Source organism: Phytopseudomonas daroniae (genome assembly GCF_004327275.1).
Lineage (GTDB): Bacteria > Pseudomonadota > Gammaproteobacteria > Pseudomonadales > Pseudomonadaceae > Aquipseudomonas > Aquipseudomonas daroniae.
This window is the reverse complement of record NZ_QJUJ01000008.1, coordinates 23,348-49,740: the sequence shown is the minus strand read 5'-3', so window position 1 is coordinate 49,740 and position 26,393 is coordinate 23,348. Positions and strand designations below refer to the sequence as shown.

General features: G+C 62.2%; 21 protein-coding genes. 5 read left to right on the top strand and 16 right to left on the bottom strand.

The window, feature by feature from the left end; translation table 11 throughout:
- Positions 1 to 29 precede the first annotated feature (29 nt).
- The 3 genes from ileS to murJ all read right to left on the bottom strand — a co-directional run bounded on the left by ileS (position 30) and on the right by murJ (position 5,486).
- Positions 30 to 2,894, bottom strand: a complete 2,865-nt coding sequence (ileS, locus tag DNK10_RS17975; RefSeq protein ID WP_131192495.1) for an isoleucine--tRNA ligase — start codon at positions 2,892 to 2,894, stop codon at positions 30 to 32.
- 9 nt (positions 2,895 to 2,903) lie between these two features.
- Positions 2,904 to 3,842, bottom strand: a complete 939-nt coding sequence (ribF, locus tag DNK10_RS17970; RefSeq protein WP_131180157.1) for a bifunctional riboflavin kinase/FAD synthetase — start codon at positions 3,840 to 3,842, stop codon at positions 2,904 to 2,906.
- Positions 3,843 to 3,941: 99 nt separating this feature from the next.
- Positions 3,942 to 5,486 (bottom strand): murein biosynthesis integral membrane protein MurJ, encoded by a 1,545-nt coding sequence (gene murJ / locus DNK10_RS17965; protein WP_131192494.1) that lies wholly within the window; start codon positions 5,484 to 5,486, stop codon positions 3,942 to 3,944.
- 262 nt (positions 5,487 to 5,748) lie between these two features.
- Between murJ and rpsT the strand changes: the two genes are divergently transcribed.
- Positions 5,749 to 6,024 carry a 30S ribosomal protein S20 gene (gene rpsT / locus DNK10_RS17960; protein WP_042556309.1) on the top strand — a complete coding sequence of 92 codons (276 nt, stop codon included), beginning with the start codon at positions 5,749 to 5,751 and terminating at the stop codon, positions 6,022 to 6,024.
- 202 nt (positions 6,025 to 6,226) lie between these two features.
- The gene (locus DNK10_RS17955; RefSeq protein ID WP_131192493.1) at positions 6,227 to 7,852 is read left to right on the top strand and encodes a methyl-accepting chemotaxis protein; all 1,626 of its coding nucleotides are present in this window, start codon (positions 6,227 to 6,229) and stop codon (positions 7,850 to 7,852) included.
- A gap of 90 nt (positions 7,853 to 7,942) precedes the next feature.
- On the opposite strand, the gene DNK10_RS17950 is transcribed toward DNK10_RS17955, so the two are convergent.
- From DNK10_RS17950 to rplU, 5 genes are all read right to left on the bottom strand, one after another.
- Entirely contained in the window at positions 7,943 to 8,401 is a 459-nt protein-coding gene (locus DNK10_RS17950) for a CreA family protein (protein ID WP_131192492.1), read from the bottom strand.
- A 58-nt stretch (positions 8,402 to 8,459) separates the two neighbouring features.
- Positions 8,460 to 9,578: a glutamate 5-kinase gene (gene proB / locus DNK10_RS17945; protein WP_131180153.1), complete on the bottom strand. Its 1,119-nt coding sequence runs from the start codon at positions 9,576 to 9,578 to the stop codon at positions 8,460 to 8,462.
- Positions 9,579 to 9,678: 100 nt separating this feature from the next.
- Positions 9,679 to 10,902 carry an Obg family GTPase CgtA gene (cgtA, locus tag DNK10_RS17940; protein WP_131180152.1) on the bottom strand — a complete coding sequence of 408 codons (1,224 nt, stop codon included), beginning with the start codon at positions 10,900 to 10,902 and terminating at the stop codon, positions 9,679 to 9,681.
- A gap of 223 nt (positions 10,903 to 11,125) precedes the next feature.
- A complete protein-coding gene (rpmA, locus tag DNK10_RS17935; protein ID WP_042556305.1) occupies positions 11,126 to 11,383 on the bottom strand; it encodes a 50S ribosomal protein L27 in 258 nt (85 codons plus the stop codon).
- Between the two features lie 38 nt (positions 11,384 to 11,421).
- A complete protein-coding gene (rplU, locus tag DNK10_RS17930; RefSeq protein WP_042556304.1) occupies positions 11,422 to 11,733 on the bottom strand; it encodes a 50S ribosomal protein L21 in 312 nt (103 codons plus the stop codon).
- Between the two features lie 302 nt (positions 11,734 to 12,035).
- On the opposite strand from rplU, the gene DNK10_RS17920 reads away from it, so the two are divergent.
- Complete coding sequence (locus tag DNK10_RS17920) at positions 12,036 to 13,004, top strand: polyprenyl synthetase family protein (RefSeq protein ID WP_131180150.1); 969 nt, start codon at positions 12,036 to 12,038, stop codon at positions 13,002 to 13,004.
- Positions 13,005 to 13,267: 263 nt separating this feature from the next.
- Positions 13,268 to 13,495, top strand: coding sequence for a PA4570 family protein (locus DNK10_RS17915; RefSeq protein ID WP_131192490.1), 228 nt, complete (start codon positions 13,268 to 13,270; stop codon positions 13,493 to 13,495).
- Positions 13,496 to 13,569: 74 nt separating this feature from the next.
- Here DNK10_RS17915 and bamJ read toward each other — a convergent pair whose 3' ends face one another.
- From bamJ to DNK10_RS17880, 7 genes are all read right to left on the bottom strand, one after another.
- Entirely contained in the window at positions 13,570 to 14,187 is a 618-nt protein-coding gene (gene bamJ / locus DNK10_RS17910) for a BamJ family beta-barrel-assembly machinery protein (protein ID WP_131192489.1), read from the bottom strand.
- A 221-nt stretch (positions 14,188 to 14,408) separates the two neighbouring features.
- On the bottom strand, positions 14,409 to 14,900 hold the full coding sequence (locus DNK10_RS17905) for a TIGR00645 family protein (protein ID WP_131180147.1): 492 nt from the start codon (positions 14,898 to 14,900) through the stop codon (positions 14,409 to 14,411).
- A gap of 193 nt (positions 14,901 to 15,093) precedes the next feature.
- Entirely contained in the window at positions 15,094 to 15,435 is a 342-nt protein-coding gene (locus DNK10_RS17900; protein WP_131180146.1) for a PA4575 family protein, read from the bottom strand.
- A 184-nt stretch (positions 15,436 to 15,619) separates the two neighbouring features.
- Positions 15,620 to 18,091 carry a Lon protease family protein gene (locus tag DNK10_RS17895; protein WP_131192488.1) on the bottom strand — a complete coding sequence of 824 codons (2,472 nt, stop codon included), beginning with the start codon at positions 18,089 to 18,091 and terminating at the stop codon, positions 15,620 to 15,622.
- A gap of 149 nt (positions 18,092 to 18,240) precedes the next feature.
- Positions 18,241 to 19,404: a type III PLP-dependent enzyme gene (locus tag DNK10_RS17890; RefSeq protein ID WP_131180144.1), complete on the bottom strand. Its 1,164-nt coding sequence runs from the start codon at positions 19,402 to 19,404 to the stop codon at positions 18,241 to 18,243.
- 527 nt (positions 19,405 to 19,931) lie between these two features.
- Positions 19,932 to 21,908, bottom strand: a complete 1,977-nt coding sequence (locus DNK10_RS17885; protein WP_131192487.1) for a methyl-accepting chemotaxis protein — start codon at positions 21,906 to 21,908, stop codon at positions 19,932 to 19,934.
- A gap of 163 nt (positions 21,909 to 22,071) precedes the next feature.
- A complete protein-coding gene (locus DNK10_RS17880; RefSeq protein ID WP_131192486.1) occupies positions 22,072 to 22,992 on the bottom strand; it encodes a LysR substrate-binding domain-containing protein in 921 nt (306 codons plus the stop codon).
- 188 nt (positions 22,993 to 23,180) lie between these two features.
- On the opposite strand from DNK10_RS17880, the gene DNK10_RS17875 reads away from it, so the two are divergent.
- Positions 23,181 to 24,578, top strand: a complete 1,398-nt coding sequence (locus tag DNK10_RS17875; protein WP_131192485.1) for a NorM family multidrug efflux MATE transporter — start codon at positions 23,181 to 23,183, stop codon at positions 24,576 to 24,578.
- Here the strand turns inward: DNK10_RS17875 and DNK10_RS17870 are convergent.
- A complete protein-coding gene (locus DNK10_RS17870; RefSeq protein ID WP_131192484.1) occupies positions 24,564 to 26,234 on the bottom strand; it encodes a putative bifunctional diguanylate cyclase/phosphodiesterase in 1,671 nt (556 codons plus the stop codon). The two genes, DNK10_RS17875 and DNK10_RS17870, sit on opposite strands and share 15 nt — an antisense overlap.
- Positions 26,235 to 26,393 lie beyond the last annotated feature (159 nt).

The window sequence follows — 26,393 nt, the reverse complement described above, 5'->3', positions numbered from 1 at the left end:
AATGCATCTCCACGGTGCGGGCCAGAGCCTTATGCATGCTGGCGCACCTCGCCCTTGCCATCGATGTTGTCCACACAACGACCACAGATGTCCGGATGGTTGGCATGGCTACCGACGTCGGCGCAGAAGTGCCAGCAGCGGGCGCACTTGGTCAGGCCGGATTTGACGATCTTCAGCTTCAGCCCGCTGACGTCGGTCTGCACCGCGTCAGCCGGTGCGGCGGCCAGAGGCGCCAGGCTGGCACCCGAGGTGATCAGCACGAAACGCAGCTCGTCGCCCAGGCGGGTCAGGTCGGTGACCAGCGACTCTTCACCGTAGAGGGTCACTTCGGCCTGCAGATTGCCGCCGATCAGCTTGGCACTGCGCTGGTTCTCCAGTTCCTTGTTGACCGCGGTCTTGACCGCCATGACGCGATCCCAGAAGGCGCGATCCAGCTCGAAGCCGGCCGGCAGCTCGCTCAGGCCTTCGTACCAGGTGTTGAGCATCACCGACTCGTTGCGCTCGCCCGGCAGGTACTGCCAGATCTCGTCCGCGGTGAACGACAGGATCGGCGCGATCCAGCGTACCAGCGCTTCGGCGATATGGAACATGGCGGTCTGACAGGAACGACGCGCCACACTGTCGGCGGCGGTGGTGTACTGACGATCCTTGATGATGTCGAGGTAGAAGCCACCCAGCTCCTGCACGCAGAAGTTGTGCACCTTCTGGTACACGTTCCAGAAGCGATAGCTGGTGTAGGCCTCTTCGATCTCCCGTTGCAGCAGCAGGGCGCGATCCACGGCCCAGCGATCCAGGGCCAGCATGTCTTCGGGGGCCAGCAGGTGCTGCGCCGGATCGAAGCCGCTGAGGTTGGAGAGCAGGAAGCGCGCGGTGTTGCGGATACGCCGGTAGGCATCGGCGCTGCGCTGCAGGATCTGGTCGGAGACGGCCATCTCGCCCGAGTAATCGGTGGAGGCGACCCACAGGCGCAGGATATCGGCACCCAGGCTGTCGATGACCTTCTGCGGCGCGACCACGTTGCCCAGTGACTTGGACTGCTTGCGGCCCTGCTCGTCGACGGTGAAGCCGTGAGTCAGCAGTTCCTTGTACGGCGCATGACCATCGATGGCACAACCGGTCAGCAGCGAGGAATGGAACCAGCCGCGGTGCTGGTCGGAGCCTTCCAGGTACAGGTCAGCGGCCGGCCCGCTGGCATGCGCCAGTTCGGCGTGGGAGCCGCGCAGCACGTGCCAGTGGGTGGTACCGGAGTCGAACCAGACGTCCAGGGTGTCGCGGCTCTTGTCGTACTGGCTGGCTTCGTCACCCAGCAGTTCGGCGGTGTCGAGCTTGAACCAGGCTTCGATGCCTTCCTGCTCGACGCGCTGCGCCACTTGTTCCATCAGCTCGGCGGTACGCGGGTGCAGCTCGCCGCTTTCCTTGTGAGTGAAGAACGGGATCGGTACGCCCCAGTTTCGCTGGCGCGAGATGCACCAGTCGGGACGGCCGGCGATCATGCTGTGCAGACGCGCCTGGCCCCAGGCCGGAACGAATTTGGTTTCCTCGATGGCAGCCAGCGAGCGCTCACGCAGGGTGGCGCCCTCGTTCGGCTGCTTGTCTGACGCGACCCGACCGGAAGCGGCCCTATCCATACCAATGAACCACTGCGCTGTGGCACGGTAGATCAGTGGCGTCTTGTGGCGCCAGCAGTGCATGTAGCTGTGGTTGATCGCCTCGTGCTTGAGCAGCGCACCGACTTCTTCGAGCTTGGCGACGATGTTCGGGTTGGCCTTCCAGATGAACTGGCCGCCGAAGAACGGCAGCGACTCGGCGTAGACGCCATTGCTCTGCACCGGATTGAGGATGTCGTCGTTGCTCATGCCGTACTGCTTGCAGGTACGGAAGTCGTCCTCGCCATAGGCCGGTGCGGAGTGGACGATACCGGTACCGGCGCCCAGTTCGACGTACTCGGCCAGGTAGATCGGCGAGAAGCGCTCGTAGAACGGATGACGGAAGCGAATCAGATCCAGGGCGCTGCCTTGCGCAGTGGCGATCACTTCGCCCTGCAGGCCGTAACGCTGCAGGCTGCTCTCGACCATTTCCTCGGCCAGCAGCAGCAGGCGATCGCCGACATCCACCAGGGCGTAGGTGAATTCCGGGTGAACGTTCAACGCCTGGTTGGCCGGGATGGTCCAGGGCGTGGTGGTCCAGATGACGATGCTGGTCGGCTTGCTCAGGCTGGCCAGACCGAAGGCGGCGGCCAGCTTGTCGGCGTCTTCGACCGGGAAGGCGACGTCGATGGCATCGGACTTCTTGTCCTGGTATTCGACCTCGGCCTCGGCCAGTGCCGAGCCACAGTCGAAGCAGAAGTTGACCGGTTTCAGGCCCTTGAACACGAAGCCATTCTTGACGATCTCCGCCAGAGCGCGGATCTCGCCGGCCTCGTTGGCGAAGTTCATGGTCAGGTAGGGGTTGTTCCACTCGCCCAGCACACCAAGGCGGATGAAGTTGCCCTTCTGCTCTTCGACCTGCTCGCCGGCGTAGGTACGGCAGCGTTCACGGGTCAGATCGGCCGGCTGATTCTTGCCAAAGGTGGTTTCGACCTTGTGCTCGATCGGCAGACCATGGCAATCCCAGCCCGGTACGTATGGCGCATCGAAGCCCGCGATGGTCTTGGAGCGGGTGATGATGTCCTTGAGGATCTTGTTCAGCGCGTGACCGATATGGATGCTGCCGTTCGCATAGGGCGGGCCGTCGTGCAGGACGAACTTCGGCCGGTCTGCGCCAATCTCACGCAGCTTCCGATACAGACCAATCTCGTCCCAGCGCTGCAGGATCTGCGGCTCGCGCTGCGGCAGGCCGGCCTTCATCGGGAACTGGGTATCTGGAAGATTCAACGTGGCTTTATAGTCGGTCATCTCGGCTCTTCACTTAAGCGGTTGGCCGTGCCAATGGGCGCGGGCGGCGGCAATATCGGCAGCAATTGCCGTCTTCAGTGCCTCGAGTGAGGCGAAACGCTGCTCATCGCGCAGCTTGTGGTGGAATGCCACCGTCAAACGCCGGCCATACAGGTCGCCGGCAAAATCCAGCAGGTGCACCTCGAGGTGGGCGCTCCCGTCACCGGCCACGCTGGGGCGAACGCCAATGTTGGCGACGCCGGGCCATGGCCGGCCATCTATCTCGGCGCTGACCAGGTAGACCCCGGTCAGCGGTGCGCGCTTGCGCTTGAGCTGCACGTTGGCGGTTGGCGCATTCAACTGACGACCGAGCTTCTGTCCGTGCAGCACTCGCCCGACGATCCGGAACGGCCGCCCGAGCATGTCCTCGGCGCCCTTGAAGTCAGCACTGGCAAGAGCCTCACGCACGCGGGTACTGCTGACGCGCTGGCCATCGATCTCCACGGTCTTGGCCGCCTCGACGGTAAAGCCTTCACGCTGCGCAGCTTCGGCCAGAAAGGCGAAATCGCCGGCACGGTCGCAACCGAAGCGGAAATCGTCACCCACTTCAAGATGCAGAACGCCAAGGCCATCGAGCAATACGCGCTGCACGAACTCGGCTGCGCTCAACTCACGCAAGCGCGGGTTGAAGGCCAGGCACAGCACGCGGTCGACGCCTTCGGCAGCCAACAAGGCGAGCTTGTCACGCAGACGACTCAGTCGCGCAGGTGCACCTTTGGGATCGAAATACTCACGCGGCTGCGGCTCGAACAGCACCACGCAGCTCGGTACGCCCAGCTCCGCAGAACGCTCACGCAAACGCGCCAGAATCGCCTGGTGGCCACGGTGAACGCCGTCGAAATTACCGATGGTGGCGACACAGCCCCGATGCTGGGGCCGCAGATTATGAAGGCCTCGAACCAGCTGCATAACGCGCTTCTTGCTCACAAAGTGGCCAATTATACGCACAGCGGCTGGCGCCGGGTAGGCTGATACGGTGCTCTATTACTGTTAGCACGACACGCCCACTCAGCCAACCGAACGACGGGCGAAATCACGCAGACGGAAACCGAGAATACCCAGCACCGCGAAATAGCTCAGCGCCCCAGCAGCCACCAGCGCCCCCAGGCGCAGCAAGCGCTGCAACATATTGCCCTCGCTCCAGGCCGGCATCAGCCACAGCATGCCAAGCAACACCGCGACCATCACCAGCACCGCCGCCAGTAGCTTGCCGGCAAACAGGCCCCAGCCGGGTTGCGGCTGATAGAAGCCGCGTGCACGCAATTTCCAGAACAGCAGGCCGGCATTCAGGCAGGCCGCCAGACCGATGGCCAGGGCCAGGCCGGCATGGGCCAGCGGGATGACGAACACGAACAGCACGTTCATCACCTGCGTCATCAGCAGGGTGAACATGGCGATGCGCACCGGCGTGCGGATGTCCTGGCGGGCGTAGAACGCCGGCGCCAGCACCTTGACCAACAGCATGCCGAGCAGCCCCACCGAATAGGCAAGCAAGGCGCGCTGGGTCATGTCGGCATCGGCGGCGGTGAATTTTCCGTACTGGAACAGCGCCACCACCAGCGGTTCGGACAGCAACGCCAAGGCCAGCGCACAGGGCAGCGCCAGCAGAATGCACAGGCGCAGGCCCCAATCGAGCAGTTTCGAGTAGGCGGCAGGATCCTGCGCGGCATGAGTCTTCGCCAGCGACGGCAGCAGGATGGTGCCCAGCGCCACACCCAGCACTCCGGCGGGCAGCTCCATCAGGCGGTCGGCGTAATACATCCACGATACCGAGCCAGCCACCAGAAAGGAGGCGAACACGGTATTGATGATCAGGGAAATCTGCGCCACCGAGACGCCGAGGATCGCCGGGCCCATCTGCCGCAACACCCGCCACACCCCACTATCGCGCAGGTTGAGGCGCGGCAGTACCAGCAGGCCGATCTTGCGCAAATGAGGCAGTTGATAAAGCAGCTGCAGCAATCCGCCGACCAGCACCGCCCAGCCCATGGCCATGATCGGCGGGTCGAAATAAGGCGTCAGAAACAGAGCGAAGAAAATCATGCTGACGTTGAGCAGCGTCGGCACGAAAGCCGGTACGGCGAACCGGTTCCAGGTGTTGAGCAACGCACCGACGAAGGACGACAGCGAAATCAGGAATATATAAGGAAAGGTCACCCGCAGCAGATCGCTGGTCAGCTCGAAACGCTCGGGGTTGTCGCTGAAGCCCGGTGCCGACGCCCAGACGATCCAGGGTGCAGCCAGCACGCCAAGCAGCGTCACCAGTGCCAGCACCAGGGTCAGTTGGCCGGCCACATAAGCGACGAAAGTACGAGTCGCCTCCTCGCCTTTCTGGGTTTTGTACTCCGCCAGGATCGGCACGAAGGCCTGGGAAAAGGCACCCTCGGCAAAAATACGGCGCAGCAGGTTGGGCAGTTTGAACGCCACCACGAAGGCATCCGAGGCGATGCCCGCACCGAAGATCCTGGCCATGATGGTGTCGCGCACGAAACCGAGAATCCGCGACAGCATGGTGATGGAGCTGACCGCGGCCAGCGACTTGAGAAGATTCATTCGGCAGGGATGCTCAATCAGCGTTTACTTGATCCACACGCGCAACGCTCGTCACGCGCCAGCAACAGACCGCGACACCGCACGAAGGTGCAACGCCACAAGTGCGGGCCAGGAGTGTAGAATCGCCGGCCTGATAAAGCATCCTTTCTTGCAACGGCTCTACGACGACTGACCAAGTATCGACCTTGACAAGTGCTTCGCTCGCCTGCATGATTCGCGGCCTTATTTGTCTGTAACCCCTTAGTTTTCGAGGAGCTTGACGGTGGCCAATACACCTTCTGCCAAAAAACGCGCAAAACAGGCTGAGAAGCGTCGTAGCCATAACGCCAGCCTGCGCTCCATGGTTCGTACCTACATCAAGAACGTAGTCAAGGCTATCGACGCCAAAGACCACGAAAAAGCACAAGCTGCTTACGTTCTGGCTGTGCCTGTTATCGACCGTATGGCCGATAAAGGCATCATCCACAAGAACAAGGCCGCTCGTCACAAGAGCCGCCTGAACGGTCATGTTAAAGCACTCAGCCAAGCTGCTGCTTAAACTACCCGTTTCATGAAAAACCGACCTCAGGGTCGGTTTTTTATTGCCTATGGAAAAGTAGAGACGCCGCCTTCCTCCACCTGGCAGGCCTCGCACCAGCCCTCTCGCTCACAAGACAATCCAGTCAAGCAAAAGACCCTCCTGCCGATACGGTGAAAGTCATCCGTGGCATGGTGCACGGAAAACGGGAAGGAACTCCGCTATGTGGTTAAGAGGTTTGGATATTGGAAAACGCGCCGGTCTGGCGTTCGCATTACTGGCAACCCTGCTGCTGGGGCTCGGGCTCTTCGCGCTGTCGCAGATGAACCGCATGAATGCCGCCTCGGATCAAATCCGCGACAATTGGCTGCCATCCCTGGTCTCTACCGAAGGACTGGCCACCAGCATAGGGCGCATCCGAGCCCTGACGCTGAGGAGCGCCTTGCTGACAAACGAATCCGAGCGGCAAAGCACCCTCGCCGTGATCGATGGCATCGCACAATCCGTTCCGGGTCAATTCGATACCTACGCCAAGCTCGTCAGCGGGCCACAAGAGCAAGCGCTATTCGAGCAACTCCGCAAAGCCTACGGCGAATACTCCAACCTGCAGCAACAGGTAGTGTCTGCGGCACGCGCCGGCCGCATCGACGAAGCCACGCAGCTCGCTACCGGGCCGCTATCAACCTACGCCGACGGATTGGCCGCCGCGCTCAAAAACCTCTCACACTTCAACAATGATGGCGCCATGCAGTCCACGAATGCCAGCCAGGCCGCCTTCCACAACGCCGAAAAAATGGTCATCACCACGCTGATCATCAGCATTGCCCTGACCGTGCTATTGGCCGTGGTACTGACCCGCAGCATCGTCGGCCCACTGGGCGAATCTCTGCGCGTAGCCGAAGTCATCGCTACCGGCGACCTGACCCAGAGCATTCAGGTGACAGGCACAGACGAGCCGGCTCGCCTGATGACCGCCCTGCAGGCCATGCAGAAGAATCTGCACGCCGCCATCCAGAGCATTGCCGACTCATCCAATCAGCTGGCGTCGGCCTCAGAGGAACTGCATGCGGTCACCGAGGACTCCACCCGCGGCCTGCACCAGCAGAGCACCGAAATCGAACAGGCCGCCACCGCTGTCAACGAGATGACCGCCGCCGTGGAAGAAGTGGCGCGAAATGCGGTGAGCACCTCGGAAGCCTCTCAGCAATCGAACACCACCGCACTGCGAGGCCGTGAGCAGGTACGCGAAACCGTCGACTCGATCAGCCAGTTGACCAAGGATGTGACAACCACCTCCAGCGAAGTCGAACAGCTCGCCGAGCAGATTCGTGAGATCAGCAAGGTGCTCGACGTGATTCGCTCGATTGCCGAACAGACCAATCTGCTGGCTCTCAACGCCGCCATCGAGGCAGCACGGGCTGGCGATGCCGGGCGTGGATTCGCAGTGGTCGCCGACGAGGTTCGCGCCCTGGCGCACCGCACCCAGCAATCGACCCAGGAAATCGAGGGCATGATCGGCGGCATTCAGGTGGGCACCGAAAAAACCGTTGCCGCCATGCAGAACAGCAATGATCGAGCACGCTCGACGCTGGAAGTCGCAAAAGGTGCCGGAACCGCACTGGAACAGATCACCGAAGCGATCGCGATGATCAACGAACGCAATCTGGTGATCGCCAGTGCATCGGAGGAGCAGGCTCAGGTCGCCCGGGAAGTCGATCGCAACCTGGTGAACATTCGCGACCTGTCACTGCAGACATCCGCCGGCGCCAACCAGGCCAGCGCCGCCAGCCAGGAGCTCTCGCGCCTGGCCGTGGATCTCAACACGCTCGTCGCACGCTTCCGAATCTGAAAATCACCAACGGAAAACGGCTTGTGGGCGGATGCTCACGAACCTGGAGCGAGCGAGGGCCTTTAAAGAGCCCGTCGCTCGCCCAGGGAATCAACCCGCTTCCGGCCAGGGCAGAATCGGAATGGCGGTCACCGCATTCTGCGGACTGCCTTCGATGATCCGGTCGCTGTAGACCAGATACACCAGGGTATTGCGCTTCTGGTCGAAGAACCGCACCACCTGCATGGTCTTGAAGACCAACGAGGTACGCTCGCGGAATACTTCCTCGCCATCCTTGAGCTCGCCCGCGAAGCTGATCGGGCCGACCTGACGACAGGCAATCGACGCCTCGGCGCGATCCTCCGCCAGGCCGAGGCCACCTTTCACGCCGCCAGTCTTGGCTCGCGACAGGTAGCAGGTCACGCCCGACACCTTGGGATCGTCAAAAGCCTCGACCACGATCTTGTCGTTGGGCCCCATCCACTTGAACACCGTGGACACTTCGCCAATCTGCTCGGCGGACACCCACAGCGGCAACGCGCACAACATGCCAAGCCATCCTGCCTTCATACGAACCCCTCAATGAACACAGACAAGCCCCCTCTTCGCTTGAAGCTTGAAGCTGCTTTTAGACCAGAATCAGATTATCGCGATGCACCAGCTCGGGCTCATCGACGTACCCCAGCAACCGCTCGATTTCATCCGAGGGGCGACCGATGATTTTCTGTGCTTCCAACGCACTGTAGTTGGCCAGGCCACGGGCGATCTCACGACCATCCGGCGCCACGCACACCACCATCTCACCGCGACGGAAGCTGCCCTGCACCGCCTTTACGCCGACCGGCAGCAAGCTCTTGCGGTCGGATACCAGCGCTTTCACCGCGCCAGCATCCAGCACCAGGGTGCCACGGGTTTGCAGATGCCCGGCCAGCCACTGTTTACGCGCCGCCAGCATGCCACGCTCGGGAATCAGCAAGGTACCAAGCAGCTCGCCCGCCTTGAGGCGCGCCAGCACCTGCTCGATGGCGCCACCAACGATCACGGTGTGCGCCCCGGAGCGCGCCGCCAGTCGCGCCGCGCGCAATTTGGTCTGCATGCCGCCACGCCCCAGCGCGCCGCCGACACCGCCGGCAACGGCATCGAGCGCCGGATCATCGGCACGCGCTTCGTGGATCAGTTGAGCGGCAGGATTGGTACGCGGGTCGGCGTCGAACATGCCGTCGCGGTCGGTGAGGATCACCAGCAGGTCGGCTTCCACCAGGTTGGCCACCAGCGCCGCCAGGGTGTCGTTGTCACCGAAGCGGATGCCGTCGGTCACCACGGTATCGTTCTCGTTGATCACCGGAACCACATCGAGATCGACCAGGGTACGCAAGGTGCTGCGTGCGTTCAGATAACGCTTGCGATCGGACAGGTCGTCATGGGTCAGCAGAACCTGTGCGGTGCGACGTCCATGCTCGCCGAAACTCGACTCCCAGGCCTGCACCAGGCCCATCTGGCCAATGGCGGCCGCGGCCTGCAGCTCGTGGATGGCACTGGGTCGCGCCGTCCAGCCGAGACGGCTCATTCCTGCCGCCACCGCGCCGGACGATACCAGCACCAGCTCCACGCCCTGCGCGCGCAGCGCCACCATCTGCTCGACCCACACCGCCATGGCGGCACGATCCAGACCACGACCATCAGCCGTCAGCAAGGCACTGCCGATCTTCACCACCCAGCGCTGCGCACCACTTACCTTGTCACGCATGTTTTCCAACCCTAGCCAGAAGCGTACTTTCGCAAGCCATCACCGACGGCAACGGCCGAACTTACAAAAACGCCGCTAAAAAGCGGCGTCGGTCGTCCAATCAATCCCGGACGTAAATGATTTCCGGGCCATCCTCGTCATCTTCTTCGTCCCAGAAGCTGTCGTCATCATCGGTCGAACCGACCGCCTTGACGCCGGAACGGCGCAGTGCACGCTGATCGTCCAGCGCCTGCAGCTGAGCGCGCGCTTCGTCTTCGATGCGCTGATCGAGCTCGGCGAGTTCGGCGGCGAATTGCGGATTTTCCGCAATTCGCTCGGAACGGGCTTCCAGGTAATCCATGATGTCGTAGCACAGCTGATCGGTACCTTCGCGCGCCAGCGCGGAGATCACGTAGACCGGGCCTTTCCAGTCGAGCCGGGCCACTACCTCGGCCACACGCGCCTCATGCTCTTCTTCGAGCATCTGGTCGGCCTTGTTGAGCACCAGCCAGCGGTCACGCTCGGCCAGCGCCGGGCTGAACTTGGTCAACTCGTCGACGATGGTCGCGGCCGACTCGGCCGGATCGGTCAGATCCAACGGGGCCATGTCCACGAGGTGCAGCAACAGACGGGTACGCGCCAAGTGCTTGAGGAAGCGAATACCGAGACCGGCACCGTCAGACGCACCTTCGATCAGACCAGGAATGTCGGCGATGACGAAGCTCTTGTAACGATCGACGCTGACTACACCCAGGTTCGGCACCAGCGTGGTAAACGGGTAGTCGGCAACTTTCGGCTTGGCAGCGGACACCGAACGAATGAAGGTACTCTTGCCGGCATTGGGCAGGCCGAGCAGACCGATATCCGCCAGCACCTTGAGCTCCAGCTTGAGATCACGGGCATCACCCGGCTTGCCCGGCGTGGTTTGCCGCGGTGCACGGTTGGTGCTGGATTTGAAGCGCGTGTTGCCCAGGCCGTGCCAGCCGCCCTGAGCGACGAGCAGGCGCTGACCGGCTTTGGTCAGGTCGCCAATCACTTCCTGGGTACCGGCATCGATCACCGTGGTGCCAACCGGTACGCGCAAGACCAGATCCTCGCCCTTGCGCCCGGTGCAATCGGTACTGCCACCGTTGGAGCCGCGCTCGGCATCGAAGCGACGGGTATAGCGGTAGTCGACCAGGGTATTGAGGTTCTCGTCGGCCAGCATGTAAACCGAGCCGCCGTCACCACCATCACCACCGTTGGGACCACCGTTCTCGATGAACTTCTCCCGACGGAAGCTCATGCAACCGTTGCCGCCGTCACCGGCCTTTACAAAAATCGATACTTCATCGACGAATTTCATGGATACGCCTCCCGCAATAAACGCGGGTCACTGAAACAAGGAACACCGGGTGCTTGCAAAATTGCCCTGAAACCGCCCGCATTCAACCAGGACAGTTTGGCAAGAACCCACGCACTGCGCGACTCATTGCTCCCAACACATCAGGAAACCCAATCGCCACGCCATAGGATACAGAAACAAAAAAGCCCCGTCGCAGGACGGGGCTTTTCCAGCAACTTCGCGATCAGGCCGCGACGACGCTCACGTAACGACGACCGAAGGCGCCTTTTACTTCAAACTTGATCACGCCTTCGATTTTCGCGAAGAGGGTGTGATCCTTACCCATGCCGACGCCGTAACCAGCGTGGAATTGGGTGCCGCGCTGACGCACGATGATGTTGCCAGGAATGATTTTCTGGCCGCCATACATCTTCACGCCAAGGCGTTTGGCTTCTGAGTCGCGACCGTTGCGGGTACTACCGCCAGCTTTTTTGTGTGCCATGAGTTCAATACTCCTATAAAGGGTTCAGGCGAAACGAATCAGGCCTGAATACCGGTGATTTTGATCTCGGTGAACCACTGACGGTGGCCCTGACGCTTCATGTGGTGCTTACGGCGACGGAACTTGATGATGGTGACTTTATCGTGACGACCTTGCGAAACGACTTCAGCCGACACCTTGGCGCCTTCGATGACTGGACCGCCGATGGTCACGTCGTCACCGTTGCCGATCAGCAACACGCGGTCGAAAGTAACGGCTTCGCCAGTGGCGATTTCCAGTTTCTCGACCTTGAGGTATTCGCCTTCGGTGACTTTGTATTGCTTGCCACCAGTAACAATTACTGCGTACATGGTAAATCTCCGTTAATCCTGCTCACCCAGCGCTTTATAGGAATAAGTGTCGGCTGGCATGGCTGCTCGGGGCCGGAAGGACACCCTTGCAATTGCGTAAGGCAGGGAAATACCCAGGGGGAAGTTCAGGGTGCGCGATTGTACGCAAGCCCCTGGAGCTGCGCAAGCGCCATGAACGCTCCCCTTGACGGCTCCGATCACGGCACCTGGAGTCGCTACCGTCTCGGCAGCCCCTTCGGCTTGCGCTGAAACCTCAACAGCACCTAACATGCCGCGCAACCCAGAAGGAGCACGTGTCGCTGATGCAACCCCAGGCTTTTTACAGTGTGGTAGCGGATGACTTTACCGCGGTCGACGGTATTATCCGTCAACAGCTGGTTTCCCGCGTCCCGCTGGTCGAGAAGATCGGCGACTACATCATTTCCGCTGGTGGCAAACGCCTGCGTCCGCTGCTCGTGCTGCTCAGTGGCAAGGCCCTCGGCCTGAGCGATGATCGGCTGCGCCTGCTGGCTGCCACCATCGAGTTCCTGCACACCGCCACGCTGCTGCATGACGATGTGGTCGACATGTCCGATATGCGCCGTGGCCGCAGCACCGCCAACGCACAATGGGGCAATGCGCCGAGCGTACTGGTTGGCGACTTCCTCTATTCGCGCTCGTTCGAAATGATGGTCGAACTCGGCTCGATGCCGGTGATGAAGATCCTCTCCAAAGCCACGCGGGTGATCGCCGAAGGCGAAGTGCTGCAGCTGTCGAAGATCCGCGACGCCAGCACCACCGAAGAAACCTACATGGAAGTCATCCGCGGCAAGACCGCCATGCTGTTCGAGGCCTCGACCCAGAGCGCCGCTGCGCTGGCTGAGGCCACGCCCGAACAGAACGAAGCACTGCGTAATTTCGGCGATCACCTGGGTGTCGCCTTCCAGTTGGTCGACGATCTGCTCGACTACAAAGGTGATGCTGCCACGCTGGGCAAGAACGTCGGTGACGACCTGGCCGAAGGCAAACCCACACTGCCACTGATCTACACCATGCGCGAAGGCCAGCCCGAGCAGGCGGCACTGGTGCGCAAGGCGATTCAGAAAGGCGGCCTGGAAGACCTGGAAAGCATCCGCAATGCCGTGGAAGCGGCCGGCGCCCTGGATTACACAGCCAACCTGGCACGCGACTACGCCGAACGCGCCATCGCCTGCCTGGAAGCCCTGCCTGCCAGCAAGTACCGCGATGCTCTGGTGGAACTGAGCCACTTCGCCGTGGCCCGCACCCACTGAGGCTTACACAGCTTATCGGAGCCCGTCCCAGTGACGGGCTTTTTTATGGCCCGCCATCCCTGGCGGCCACCCTTCGGGCCGTCGCACGCGACGTTAAAAATGGCTCCCGGCCATTTTTATGGCCTGCCATTGTTGATGGCCATCGCTAGCAACGTTGCAAATTGCTTCCGATGGCTGGATCGACGAAAGGCCACGATTAAAGCTTGCTATTAACGTAATAAGAATTATTCTCATATCTACCACTGAACAGGGAGATGATGAGCATGACTTACTTGATAGATGCCTGGCTGGATCGCCCCCATCCCTATCTGCGCATCCTGCATCGGGAAACGGGCGAAGTCTGCGCCGTTCTTGAAGAAGAAGCGCTGGATGAGCTGCGCAAACAGGGTGATCTGGATCTGCACGAACTGAACTCCAGCGAGCCGCTGGTGCTCAAGGAACTGGTACGCAACCTGTTCCTGCATTGCTATGCCCGGGCCTTGCGCCCATGACATGTGCCGACTGCCTCGCTCTTTGGAGCGAGGTGGCGCAGCGCCCTAAACAAAAGGCGCCACGCCGCGAGTACTTACAGGATGTCGAGCAACTCGACATCGAACACCAGCACGCTGTGCGGTGGGATGCTGCCAACGCCCTGAGCGCCGTAAGCCAGTTCGCTCGGCACGTACAAGCGCCATTTGCTGCCGGTTCCCATCAGTTGCAGGGCTTCGGTCCAGCCGGCGATCACGCCACCCACCGGGAATTCAGCCGGCTGGCCGCGCTCGTAGGAGCTGTCGAATACGCTGCCGTCGATCAGGGTGCCGTGGTAGTGGGTGCGCACGCTGTCTTCGCGCGATGGCTTGGCACCCTCGCCTGCGGTCAGCACTTCGTATTGCAGACCCGACTCCAGCACGGTGATGCCTTCGCGTTTGGCGTTCTCGGCCAGGAAAGCCAGGCCAGCGCCGGCAGCCGCGTCGGCCTTGGCCTTGGCTTCGGCCTGCATGACATCGCGGATCACCTTGAAGCTGGCCGACAGCTCGGTCTCGCTGACACGGCTTTCCTGGCCGGCGAACGCATCGGCCAGACCTGCCAGCACGGCCTCCAGGCTAACGCCGGGCGGCGGGTTGTCACGCAGTTGGCCACCGAGTTGACGGCCAATGCCGTAACTGACGCGCGTTTCGTCAGTGGAAAGATTGAGTTCGGACATATCGCCGCTCCGCAAGCTGGAAAAAAGGCCGGCTAGCCTATCACGGTTCTGGCCGAGCCCCGCGCCCTGGTAGCGGCGGTTCAGGCGAACCGAACGCAGCAATGCGGGCAAAGCCATGGCATGCCCTCGATAGCAGGGCCAGCACGCCATGCTTTTCGCCACGCAGACAAAAACACCCGACTCTCCACTGGAGAGCCGGGCGTCATCGATCACGCCGCCAGTCAGTCGTGCTTGGTCAGCTTGTCCAGATAACCCATGGCGAACGCCGAAGCGACGAAGGTCAAGTGGATGATCACGTACCACATCAGGTGATCGGTATCGTGGTTGCGCGCGTCCATGAACACCCGCAGCAGGTGGATGGAGGAAATCGCCACGATGGAGGCAGCGACCTTCATCTTCAACGAACTGGAGTCCATCTTGCCCAGCCAGTGGAGCTTCTCTTTGCTGTCGTCGATGTCCAGTTGCGAGACGAAGTTCTCGTAGCCGGAGATCATCACCATCACCAGCAAGCCACCAACCAGGGCCATGTCGATCAACGACAGCAGTACCAGGATCAGATCCGCTTCGGCCATGGCGAAGACGTTGGGCAGGATATGGAAAACCTCTTGGAAGAACTTCAATGCCAGTGCCAGCAGGCCAAGCGACAGACCGAAATAGATGGGGGCCAGCAGCCAGCGCGATGCGTACATCGCGTTTTCGATAAAGCGTTCCATGGATTCTCACAAATGATTGAAACAGCGCGCGAGTATACCCAACGCCAGAGCGTGGACAAGCCACCCTCGCCCGCTGAAAAGCGCCTATATAACGCCAATCATGGCTGTAATGCCCGTTGTGGATAAGAACTGCGGCGCAACGCCGCAGCGTGGCGGGTCAGTGCCTTAGAAAAGCGCCCGGCGCGCCTCCCGCTCAGCTCTCGGGCCAGGACAGATGGACAACGCGCGAATGACCACTGTCACCGTTGAGGCGGCGCAACTCCGCCTGGGCATGCACACGCCAGATCAGCGGTTCGTTGCAGGCACCATAGCCCTGGCCTGCCAGGCTTTCGGCGATCTCGTCAAGAATCTCTTCGACCACCAAAGGCCCGTGGAATGGGCCTTGCGCCTTGATGGCGGAGGGTTGTCTGGCAGACATGCCAGCGATGCAGATCAATGTCCACAGACCCTGGTCACCCGCCAGCGGCAGCACCGCGCATTCGATACGGGTGGTCACGCCCAGGTACTCACGGGTCAGGCAGAGGCTACGCGACATGGCGGCAATCCTCGCAGGCACAGACTTGCAGCCTACACCCGTAGCCCCTATTGGCAAAGGCAGGCTTTATTCACAGAACCTGTGGATAACTCTGTGCATGACAGGTGAGCAAGCGCGGGCATCGACCATGCTGGGTAGCCGCGGGCGAGGCGTTCATGAATTGATCAGCTCGCCCGCGTCCGACTCACTCGACCGACGTTTTTTTCTCCCGCGGCTTTCTCGGCGCCTTTTTCGGTAGAGCGGCGGTGAGCGCTTCCTTGGCCTGCTCAGGCTTCTCCTCCTCGCCCATGCCGATCTCGGCGATCTCACGCAGCCGCTCGACCACCCGGGCATTGACGCTGCCAGCCGGGAAGCGGCCCTTGTCGTCCGGCGTGCCGGCGTCTTCGCCGACCAGCAGGCTCAGCGCCTCGTCCACGTGACGTACCGCATAAACGTGGAACTGGCCGGCGCGCACGGCTTGCAGCACGCGCTCGTCGAGCATCAGCGTGGAGACGTTGGAATGCGGGATGATCGCGCCCTGCTCGCCGGTCAGGCCACGCGCTTCGCACAGGCGGAAGAAGCCTTCGATCTTCTCGTTGACCCCGCCAACCGCCTGCACCTCGCCGAACTGGTTGATCGAGCCGGTGATGGCGAAACACTGCTTGAGCGGCGTACGCGACAGGGCGGAGATCAGCGTGCAGACCTCACCGAGCGAGGCGCTGTCGCCATCCACGTAGCCGTAGGACTGCTCCAGGGCGATGCTCGCGGAGATTTCCAACGGAAACTCCTGGGCGTAACGGCTGCCGAGAAAACCGGTGAGGATCATCACACCCTTGGAGTGGATCGGCTGGCCGAGGTTGACCTCGCGTTCGATGTCGACGATACCCGAGCCGCCCGGATACACGGTGGCGGAGATCCGCGCCGGTACACCAAAGGCCGAATCGCCGACTTCGAGCACGGTCAGGCCGTTGCACTTGCCGATGGCCGCGCCAGCGGTGTCGATGAGGATGATGCCGGCCAGCATGTCGTCGATGATCCGCGCCGAAACCCGTCCGGTGCGCGTAGCCTTGGCCTTGAGGGCACGTTCGATATGGTCGGCATCGGTGACCGCTTCATTGGCCAGGTTGCGGATGAAGTCCGCCTCGCTGACCAGTTGGAACAGATCGCCGATGCGTGCCGTCAACCGCCCCTGGTGTTCGGCCAGACGTGCACTGTAGGTCGCCAGGCGTGCCACCGCTGCAGCGCTCAGCGGCGCCATGCCTTCTTCGGTGGTACGGGTTTTCATCAGTTGGGCGAACTGCTCCAGGCTGTCGTCCGCCAGCGGGATGTCCTCGTCGAAATCGACCAGCACCCGGAACATCTCCTGGAAGTCCGGATCGGCGTCCTGCAGGGCGTAATACAGCTGACGCGAGCCGATGATCACCACCTTGAGCTGCAGCGGGATGGTTTCCGGGTTGAGGGTGACCGTGGCGATGCGGCCCAGATCACCCAGCGGCGACTCCATCTTCAGCTTGCGTGACTGCAAGGCGCGTTTCAGTGCTTCCCAGACGAAAGGCTCGCCAAGGAATTTCTCTGCCTCGAGGATCAGGAAGCCACCATTGGCGCGGTGCAAGGCACCCGGGCGAAGTTGACGATAGCTGGTATAAAGCGCGCCCTGATCGGTGTTGTATTCGATGCGGCCGAACAGGTTGTCGTAAGTCGGGTGAGGCTCGAACACCACTGGTGCGCCACCGTCAGTGTGGTGACCGGCGATCAGGCTGGGGACGTACAGCTCCTCGAGCAGCTTGCGGGTCTGGGCGTCGGCCTTTTCCACTTCGATGAGCAGCTCGACCACGCTTTTCAGCAAATCCACCTGCATCGCCTGCAGGTAGGCACAGACGCCAGCATTCTCGGCGTACTTCTCCGACAGTGGTGCCAGCAACGGCTGCAACGCGACGGTGATGGTCTCCTCGTTCAGTTGACGCAGCTTGTTGCTCGACTCGCGTTTCCACTGCGGCAGGCTGGCCAGCTCCTCGTTGAGACGCTCCTCCAGCGCGGCGATATCGGCGTGGAAGCGTTCGCGATCCGCTTCCGGCAACTGGGCGAACTCGGTCTCGTCCACGGCCTTGCCTTCGAGCATCGGTGTGAAGGCGATGTTGGTGCTGTCACGGTACAGGGCGATGCCACGCTCCAGAGACAGCCGCTCGATGACGTCCAGCGCCTGGTCGTAACGCTTGTTGAAGGCACGGTCGATGGCACTTTTCTTCTGCTGGAACGACGGGTGCTCGAACACGGCCGGGAAGGTCGCCAGCAGGTTGTCGATCAGGACGTTGATGTCTGCGATGAACTCGCCAGCGGTACCGGCTGGCAGTTCCACGGCGCGCGGCTCGCGAGGTTCGTCGAAGTGATTGACGTAGATCCGATCCGGCGGGGTTTCCAGGCGTTTGCCCTCGGCTCGCAGATAACGTTTGACGAAGGAGAAGCGACCGGTGCCCGGCTCTCCCATGACGAATACGTTGTAGCCGGGGCGCGGCATGGCCACGCCGAATTGCAGCGCCTGGACGGCACGCTCCTGGCCAAGCACGCCGCGAAAAGGCTCCAGATCATCGGTGGTGGTGAAGGCGAACTGCTGAGGCGAGAAGGGACGAGTGAGTGCATCAGGCGCCAGGCGCAGGCCGGCTGCAACGGGATCGGGCATCGGGGATCCTTAAATACCGCAGAGAAGTGTCTGCATTCTCGCGCTGCCCCCTTCTCCCTGGCAAGGCGCCAATGCCAACCGGTAGCGGGCCAGCGCACAGAAACAAAAACGCCCGCAACAAGTGCGGGCGTCTGCTGTAGCGGCAGGGCTTACAGGTAGAAGGACTTCAGCGGCGGGAACCCGTTGAACTCCACGGCGCTGTAGCTGGTGGTGTAGGCACCGGTGGACAGCCAGTACAGGCGATCACCGCTGGCCAGGTTCAGCGGCAGGCCGTACTTGTAGTGCTCGTACATGATGTCGGCGCTGTCGCAGGTCGGGCCGGCGATGACCACTTCTTCCATCTCGCCCTTCTTCTCTGTCCAGATGGGAAACTTGATGGCTTCGTCCATGGTTTCGATCAGGCCGCTGAACTTGCCCACATCGGTGTACACCCAGCGCTCGACGGCGGTACGCGACTTGCGCGCCACCAGCACCACTTCGCTGACCAGGATACCGGCGTTGGCGATCAGCGAACGGCCCGGCTCGAGGATGATCTCCGGCAGCTCGTCACCGAAGTCGTCCTTGAGGAAGCGGATGATTTCCTCGGCGTAGGTTTCCAGGCTGTTGGTGCGGGTGATGTAGTTGGCCGGGAAGCCGCCACCCATGTTGATCATCTGCAGCACGATGCCGTCTTCTTCCTTCAGGCGCTCGAAGATCACCTTGACCTTGGCGATGGCGGCGTCCCACACGTCGATATCGCGCTGCTGCGAACCCACGTGGAAGGAAATGCCGTACGGCACCAGGCCCAGTTGCTTGGCGAGAATCAGCAGATCCATGGCCATGTCGGTCTGGCAGCCGAACTTGCGCGATAGCGGCCAGTCAGCCGAGGTCGAGCCCTCGGTGAGGATGCGCACGTAGATCTTCGAGCCCGGCGCGGCCTTGGCGATGTTGCGCAGGTCGGCTTCCGAGTCGGTGGCGAACAGGCGCACGCCCTTCTCATAGAAGTAGCGAACGTCGCGGGCTTTCTTGATGGTGTTGCCGTAGCTGATGCGCTCCGGGCCAACGCCACGGCTCATCACCTTATCCAGTTCGTAGATCGAGGCGATGTCGAAATTCGAGCCCTTGTCCTTGAGCAGATCGATGATTTCCACCGCCGGGTTGGCCTTGACGGCGTAGTACACCTTGGCGAATTCGAAACCGGCGCGCAGGTCGTCATAGGCCTGGCTGATGATCGCGGTGTCGATCACCACGAACGGGGTTTCATGCTGGTCAGCGAACGCCTTCATTTTGTTGAAGGTTTCGCGTGGGTAGTAATCTTCGACCTTGATCGGCATGCGGGGCTCCAAATGGCTAAACCATGAACACTAGGATTCGGGCAGTTGAACCGGGCACAGGTTCAACCGGGTGTCGGGGGCGGCCATCGTGCAATCGGCCGGAAAGCCTGCTGCCAGGCCTGGAACGTCTGATCAGTTTCCCCACTTTGGTTCGCCTACTTCCCAAGGCATGTCGCCGAGAATTGCCGTGCCTGGAATCGGGCGCCGCAACCTCTCGTCGTCAGTACTTGAGCCGGATGGATCGTTGCCAGCATGGACGTTCGGCCGCGGACTTTAAGACCATGCCCCGCTCAGATCAATCAAAAATTTTCCCTGACGGCACTGTCGTTTCCCGAGCGTTTTGGATTCCACACAAAGCGCGGCGAAATGCTGCACAGCCGTGGCCCTCACGAGCAAAACCCCGTGCCCGGCAGTGAGCCTGGCACAGGGTGCTTTCACAACGATGACAGAAGGTTTCGGCCCCTTGAGCAGGATCAGCTGGACGATAGGCAAAGCTGTTGGTCAGCTCCGCCTACCACAGGGAAGACTTAACGGAAGCGCTCGACTTCGCGGTGCAGATCGGCGGCCAGCGTCTCCAGTTCCCTGGAGGTGTGGGCCAGGTTGGCGATAACTTCGCGCTGCTCGCCGTTGGCCTGGGCGATGCTCTGCAGGTTGCTGCTGAGCAGCGTCGCGGTGCTGCTCTGCTCGCTGGTCGCGGTGGTGATGGCGGCGAACTGATCGCCAGCGGCGCTGGTCTGCTCGGCGATCTGGGTCAGCGCCGCCGCGACCTTGGCGTTCAGCTCCAGGCCGTTCTGCATCAGTTGGCGACCCTGCTCCATGGTGCTGATGGCGCTGCTGGTTTCACCCTGGATGCTGCCGATCATGCTGGAAATCTCGGTGGTCGCCTCGCGGGTTCGGCCGGCCAGGCTACGTACTTCGTCGGCGACCACGGCGAAACCGCGGCCCTGCTCACCGGCACGGGCGGCTTCGATGGCGGCGTTGAGCGCCAGCAGGTTGGTCTGGTCGGCGATGGAGGTAATGACGCTGAGGATGCCGCCGATTTCCTGGGAACGCTGACCGAGGCTGTCGATAACCTGGGCGGCGCTGTTCAGCGACGAGGATATCTGCTCCAGCGCGTTGGACGCCTCTTCCATCGAGGTACGGCCGATGCGCGTCTGGCTGGCGTTCTCGCTAGCCATGCGCTCGGTGCTGCGCATGTTGTCGGCGATGTTCAGCGATGTGGCGCTGAACTCTTCCACAGCACCGGCCATGCTGCTGATCTCGCCGGACTGCTGCTCGATCCCCTCATAGGCTCCGCGCGATAGACCGGAAAGTGCTTCGGCACGCTGGCTGACATGCTGGGCAGCGCCACGGATGCGCTCGACCATGGTCGACAACGCCGCGCTCATCTGATTGAAGTTGCGCGACAGCTCGCCGATCTCGTCATTGCTGGTGACTTCCAGGCGCACGCTCAGGTCACCGGCGCCCAGCGCCTGAGCCTGACGCACCAGGTCGCCGAGCGGACGCAGCTTGCGCCGCAGCAGCCAGATCACCGCGATCACGGCGAGCAGCAAGGTCACCAGGCTGCCGATTGCCAGTTGGCTGCCGACACGCCAGGTCACGGCCTGAATCTCTTCCTCCGGCATGCTTGCCACGACCGTCCATGGGCCTCCGGCGAAGGGTACGGCGACGCTGTAGAACTGCTGCTCGCCATCGCTCCAGAAACCGCCTTTGCCCGGCGTGCCCAGCACGGTGGACATGTTCGCGCTCAGTTGCTCGGGGCGCTGCGCGGCATAGGGCGGAACCAGCCACTTGCCCTGATCGTCGAGCAGCGCCAGTGAACCGGTGCTACCGATACGAAAGCGCTGCAGGTTGGCGAACTGGGCGTTCTGGGCGTCGGTGTAATCGAAGCCGACGAACAGTACGGCGATCACCCGCCCGGCGCGGTCATTCACCGGGGTGTACTGGGTCATGTAGAAGCGTTCGAACAGCAACGCCCGGCCAACGTAGCTGTTGCCGGCCAGCAGCCGTGCGTAGGCGGGATGGTTACGGTCGAGCACGGTGCCGATGGCGCGGCCGCCGTCCTGCTTGGTCAGCGAGGTGGTGACGCGGACGAAATCATCGCCATCGCGCACGAAAATGGTCGCCACGCCAGCGGTGAGCTGGCGGAATTCATCGACCTCGGAGAATTCATTGTTCAACCGTGTGCTACCCAGGTAGAGCACGGGAGCCTGCAGAGAGCCGACAGTGACCCGCTCGTCCGGGCTGACGTTCAAGCCGCTGCTGAAACGCCGTTCGAACAGCCCGGCCAGCCGCTGCGTGCTTTCGCGCAGGCTGTCGTGGAAAGTGCTCAGTTGGTCGGCCAGCAGACGCGCTTCGCTGCCCAGATGCTCTTCACGGGTAACGAGGTTGGCGCTGCTCAACGAACGCAGGGCGAACAGCGTGCTGACGCTGATCAGCAGTACCAGCATGGCGGCCAGGGCCGTCGCCAGTTGCCAGGCGATACGGGAACGGGGTTGGGTCATGATGCATCTCCAAAGCTCCACATCGTCCTTGTATGGAGTAATTGATAAGCCGCCTATTTCGGCGAGCGCGGAGAATACTTGAGTGCTTTAGTGCGTCAATGAGCACCATGACGCAATCACTACAATTTCTAAGTGGCGCAACGAAAATGTTGTTCCGCAGGCATCAGCGACGCATTTCGACCTCTGGCAACTGCATCGCCCTGACTTCCCCGAGCAGAAAATCGCGCAGTCGCTCGAATCGCTCCTGACCGCGTCGTGCTCGTGGCCACACCAGGTGATAACTGTCGCCGCTGGCCACCGCCGTCGGCCAGGGCAAGCCCAACCGCCCTTGCAGGACATCCTCGGCGACCATCGCCAGGTCGCCAATCGACACGCCATAACCACGGGCTGCAGCGACGATGCCCAACTCCAGCGTATCGAATACCTGGCCGCCCTTGAGCGACACGCTGTCTTCCAGCCCCATGGCCTGCAACCAGCGACGCCAGTCACGACGATCCGGCGTGGGATGCACCAGCTCGGCCTGTTGCAGGTGGCTCAGATCCCATTTATCGCCCGCCACCGACCCTGGCGCGCAGACCGGAATCAGCCATTCCTCGAACAGCAGCGCACTTTGCCATTCTTCATTGAACAGACCGTTACCGAGCAGCACGGCGCAATCGAACGGCTCGTGAAGGAAATCCACGCGGTCGATGTCCATCCAGGCGCTGGTGAGTTGTACTTCTATATCCCCGTGCTGGGCGCGAAAGCGTGACAGGCGCGCCAACAGCCAGCGCATGGTCAGGGTCGAGGGGGCCTTGAGACGCAGGATGCTGTCGTCGACCCGCAACGTGGCACAGGCACGCTCCAGAGAGTCGAAGCCATCGCGCACGCCGGGCAGCAACAGGCGCGCTGGCTCGGTCAGGTGCAGGGTGCGCCCGCGGCGCTCGAACAGGCGGCAGGCGAAATGGCCTTCCAGGGTACGGATGTGCCGGCTCACCGCACTCTGGGTGATCGCCAGTTCATCGGCGGCGCGGGTGAACGAGCCATGACGGGCCGCAGCTTCGAAGGCGCGCAAGGCGTACAGCGCTGGCAAACGCCGGCTCACGATTCGCAACCATGAGTATTAATCATGCATGGCATGGCTTTTTTCCTTTTGTGACATCGCGCCAGAGCCCCCAGAATAGCGACTCAACCCCCACCAAACACGCCCTTTCACGTACTCGGCTAATATCCGCGGTTCCTCAGCGCAGGCCGCGGACAGACCCGGAATCTGTAATCTTCTGAGCATAACTCATGGATCGCCACGCCCTTCGCCTGGAACTCATCGCCATCCTGCGCCTGTCCGGCCCGTTGATCGCCGCGCAGCTGGCGCACGTGCTGATGGTGTTCACCGACACGGTGATGATGGGCTTGCTCGGCCCGCAGGAACTGGCGGGCGGTGGCCTGGGTGCGGCGAGCTATTCGTTCGTGTCGATTTTCTGTGTCGGGGTGATTGCCGCAGTCGGCAGCCTGGTCGCCATCCGCCATGGCGCTGGCGATACACCGGGGGTAACCCGTCTGCTCGGTACTGGCCTGTGGCTCGGCTGGGCACTGGCTCTCGGCGCAGGGCTGCTGCTGTGGAACCTAGCCCCCGCACTGCTCTGGGCCGGCCAGTCACCCGCCAACGTCGGCAATGCCATGACCTTCCTGCAGGCGCTGCTGTTCGCCCTGCCCGGCTACATGACGTTCATGGCATTGCGCGGTTTCACCGCCGCCATCGGCCGGCCCGGCCCGGTGATGGCCATCAGCCTGGGCGGCGCGCTGGCCAACTTCGTCCTCAACTATGCGCTGATCAAAGGCTGGTTCGGTCTGCCGGCACTCGGGCTGGCCGGCATCGGCATGGTCACCGCCCTGGTCAGTACAGTGATGGCGATCCTGCTCGCCATCCACACCTTGCGTCACCGTGCCTACGCCGCCTATCCCTGGTTTCAGGGCCTGCGCCACCCTGCCCGCGCCGAGCTGAAAGAGCTGCTGCGCCTGGGCTTGCCGATTGGCGGCACTTACGCCGTGGAATCCGCGCTATTCGCCTTTGCGGTGTTGTGCATGGGTGCACTGGGCAGCACGCAGTTGGCCGCTCACCAGATTGCCATCCAGTCGGTCTATGTGGCCTTCATGGTGCCAGTGGGCATTTCCTACGCGGTGACCTTCCGTATCGGCCAGCACTATGGCGCCGGTCGGCTGTTGCACGCACGCTGGGCCGGACGCCTGGGCATCGCCATCGGCGCGGTATGCATGCTGGGTTTCGCCAGCCTGTTCTGGCTGGCACCGTACTGGGTGGTCGGCCTGTTCGTCGACCGCTTCGATCCTGCCTATGCGGAGGTGGTGAGCCTGGCGGTGAGTTTGCTGGCCATCGCCGCCTGGTTCGAACTGTTCGACGGCATCCAGAACATTGCCATGGGCGCGATACGCGGCTTGAAGGACGCCAACACCACCTTCTTCGTCGGCCTGGGCTGCTACTGGTTGATCGGCGCGCCGATGGCCTGGCTGCTAACTTTCCACTTCGGCTGGGGTGCCCATGGTGTCTGGTGGGGGTTGGCCAGCGGCCTGGCCTGCGCTGCCATTGCCCTGACCCTGGCCTTCGAGGTCAAGACCGGACGGATTCTGGGCAGAGCCGCGCGGCGTGTGCCCCAGGCATATTCAGCGCTCCCGTAAGCCGGACGGTAACAGCCGCCCACGGCTGAGCAGGCTATCCAGCTCGTCACGCGGCACGGCGCGACTGACCAGATAGCCCTGCACCTGATCGCAGCCGAACTCACGCAGCAGTTGCAGCTGTTCGGCGCCCTCCACGCCTTCGGCCACCACCTGCAGATCCAGGTTGTGCGCCAGGTTGATCATCGCCTGCACCAGTTGCTGGCTCTGTGGGCGCAGCTCCATGCCGGTTACAAAGCTGCGGTCGATCTTCAGCAGGGCAATGGGCAGGTTGCTCAGATGTTCGAACGACGAGAAGCCGGTGCCGAAATCGTCCAGGGAAAAACGTACGCCGAGGTGACCGAGGCGGCGCATGGTCTGCTGTACGTACTCGCTGCGGCGCATCACTGCGGTTTCGGTAAGTTCGAACTCCAGCCAGCGGCTGTCGATGCCACAGCTTTCGATCAGGCGTTCCAGGGTCGGCAGCAACTGGCTGTCCTGGAACTGACGGAACGACAGATTGACCGCCATGTGCAGCGCGCCATGACCACGCTCGCTCAGCCATTGCATGTCGCGCAACGCGCGATCGATGACCCAGTAGCCGAGCGGTACGATCAACCCGCACTCCTCGGCCAACGGCACGAACGAGCCCGGCATCAACAGGCCGTGCCGCTCGTGCTTCCAGCGTACCAGCGCTTCCAGCCCGACTATGGCGCCGGTGTGCAGGCAAAGCCGCGGCTGATAGTGCAGTTGCAGCTCTTCACGGCGCAGCGCCCGGCGCAGGTCGCGCTGCAGGTCGGCCTGGCTGTGCATGTCGCGATCCAGACGATCGTCATACAGATGAAAGGTGCAGCCCTGGCTGCTCTTGGCCTGCTGCATGGCGACATGGGCGTGCCACATCAGCGTGTCGGCACTACTCGCCGGCTTGGCCTGAACCACGCCGAGACTGCACCCCAGCAACAGGCTTTCGCCTTCCACCCAATAAGGTTCGCCCAGGGCATCGGCCACGCGCTGCACCCAGGATCTGGCGCGTGTGGGATCGTCACGGGTGTCGAGCAACAGGGCGAACTCGTCGCCGCCAAGGCGGGCCAGTTGATCGCCACGCCCCAGGTGAAGCTTGAGACGCGCCACCACCTGCTGGATCAGATGATCACCGGCGAGGTGCCCGAGGGTGTCGTTGGCCTGATGGAAGTTGTCCAGATCCAGGTGCACCAGCGCCAGACCGCGGCGACGGTGATCGCCCAGGCGCGCCGCCAGCAGGGTCTGGAAGCCCTGGCGGTTGGCGATGCCGGTCAGCGCATCCTGTTCGGTCAGGTTCTGCAAGGTGGCCCGCAAACGGCCCTGCTCGCGTACGTAGCGCAGGCAACGACGCACCACGTCATCGCTCAATTGGTCGCGCACCAGCCAGTCGCAGGCCTGAGCCGGCGCTTGTACAGGCTCGCTTTCCAGCAACAGGATGATCGGCACGCTACATTGCTCAGGGGCAGGCAGGTGGGCCGGAGTGGTCAGCAATACGACATCGTGGCTCTGCGCCAGCAGCGCCTCGGCGGCTGGCCAGCTGGAGGCACAGATCAAGGGTGCCGGGCCGCCCAGAGCCTCCAGGCGTTCGTGCAGCAACTCGCTCCACTGCGGCGTTTCAGCCAGCAGGATCAGGCGCAATGGCTCAACGAATGCGCTCAAGAAAACTCCCTCGATGCACGAAAGTATGGACAAGAATCGCCCCTGAGTGCGCCATATCCGGCGTCAAATCAAGCACTTCCGTGTGAATCGCGGGACATCCTGCGACAAACGCGCAGAGTCGACAAGCCCATCGGCGAAACCCGTCGCCAACACGGTCAC

Coding starts and splice junctions, on each gene's coding strand:
- ileS (WP_131192495.1), bottom strand. CDS start 2,894: ATGACCGACTATAAAGCCACGTTGAATCTTCCAGATACCCAGTTCCCG.
- ribF (WP_131180157.1), bottom strand. CDS start 3,842: ATGCAGCTGGTTCGAGGCCTTCATAATCTGCGGCCCCAGCATCGGGGC.
- murJ (WP_131192494.1), bottom strand. CDS start 5,486: ATGAATCTTCTCAAGTCGCTGGCCGCGGTCAGCTCCATCACCATGCTG.
- DNK10_RS17955 (WP_131192493.1), top strand. CDS start 6,227: ATGTGGTTAAGAGGTTTGGATATTGGAAAACGCGCCGGTCTGGCGTTC.
- DNK10_RS17950 (WP_131192492.1), bottom strand. CDS start 8,401: ATGAAGGCAGGATGGCTTGGCATGTTGTGCGCGTTGCCGCTGTGGGTG.
- proB (WP_131180153.1), bottom strand. CDS start 9,578: ATGCGTGACAAGGTAAGTGGTGCGCAGCGCTGGGTGGTGAAGATCGGC.
- cgtA (WP_131180152.1), bottom strand. CDS start 10,902: ATGAAATTCGTCGATGAAGTATCGATTTTTGTAAAGGCCGGTGACGGC.
- rpmA (WP_042556305.1), bottom strand. CDS start 11,383: ATGGCACACAAAAAAGCTGGCGGTAGTACCCGCAACGGTCGCGACTCA.
- rplU (WP_042556304.1), bottom strand. CDS start 11,733: ATGTACGCAGTAATTGTTACTGGTGGCAAGCAATACAAAGTCACCGAA.
- DNK10_RS17920 (WP_131180150.1), top strand. CDS start 12,036: ATGCAACCCCAGGCTTTTTACAGTGTGGTAGCGGATGACTTTACCGCG.
- DNK10_RS17915 (WP_131192490.1), top strand. CDS start 13,268: ATGACTTACTTGATAGATGCCTGGCTGGATCGCCCCCATCCCTATCTG.
- bamJ (WP_131192489.1), bottom strand. CDS start 14,187: ATGTCCGAACTCAATCTTTCCACTGACGAAACGCGCGTCAGTTACGGC.
- DNK10_RS17905 (WP_131180147.1), bottom strand. CDS start 14,900: ATGGAACGCTTTATCGAAAACGCGATGTACGCATCGCGCTGGCTGCTG.
- DNK10_RS17900 (WP_131180146.1), bottom strand. CDS start 15,435: ATGTCGCGTAGCCTCTGCCTGACCCGTGAGTACCTGGGCGTGACCACC.
- DNK10_RS17895 (WP_131192488.1), bottom strand. CDS start 18,091: ATGCCCGATCCCGTTGCAGCCGGCCTGCGCCTGGCGCCTGATGCACTC.
- DNK10_RS17890 (WP_131180144.1), bottom strand. CDS start 19,404: ATGCCGATCAAGGTCGAAGATTACTACCCACGCGAAACCTTCAACAAA.
- DNK10_RS17885 (WP_131192487.1), bottom strand. CDS start 21,908: ATGACCCAACCCCGTTCCCGTATCGCCTGGCAACTGGCGACGGCCCTG.
- DNK10_RS17875 (WP_131192485.1), top strand. CDS start 23,181: ATGGATCGCCACGCCCTTCGCCTGGAACTCATCGCCATCCTGCGCCTG.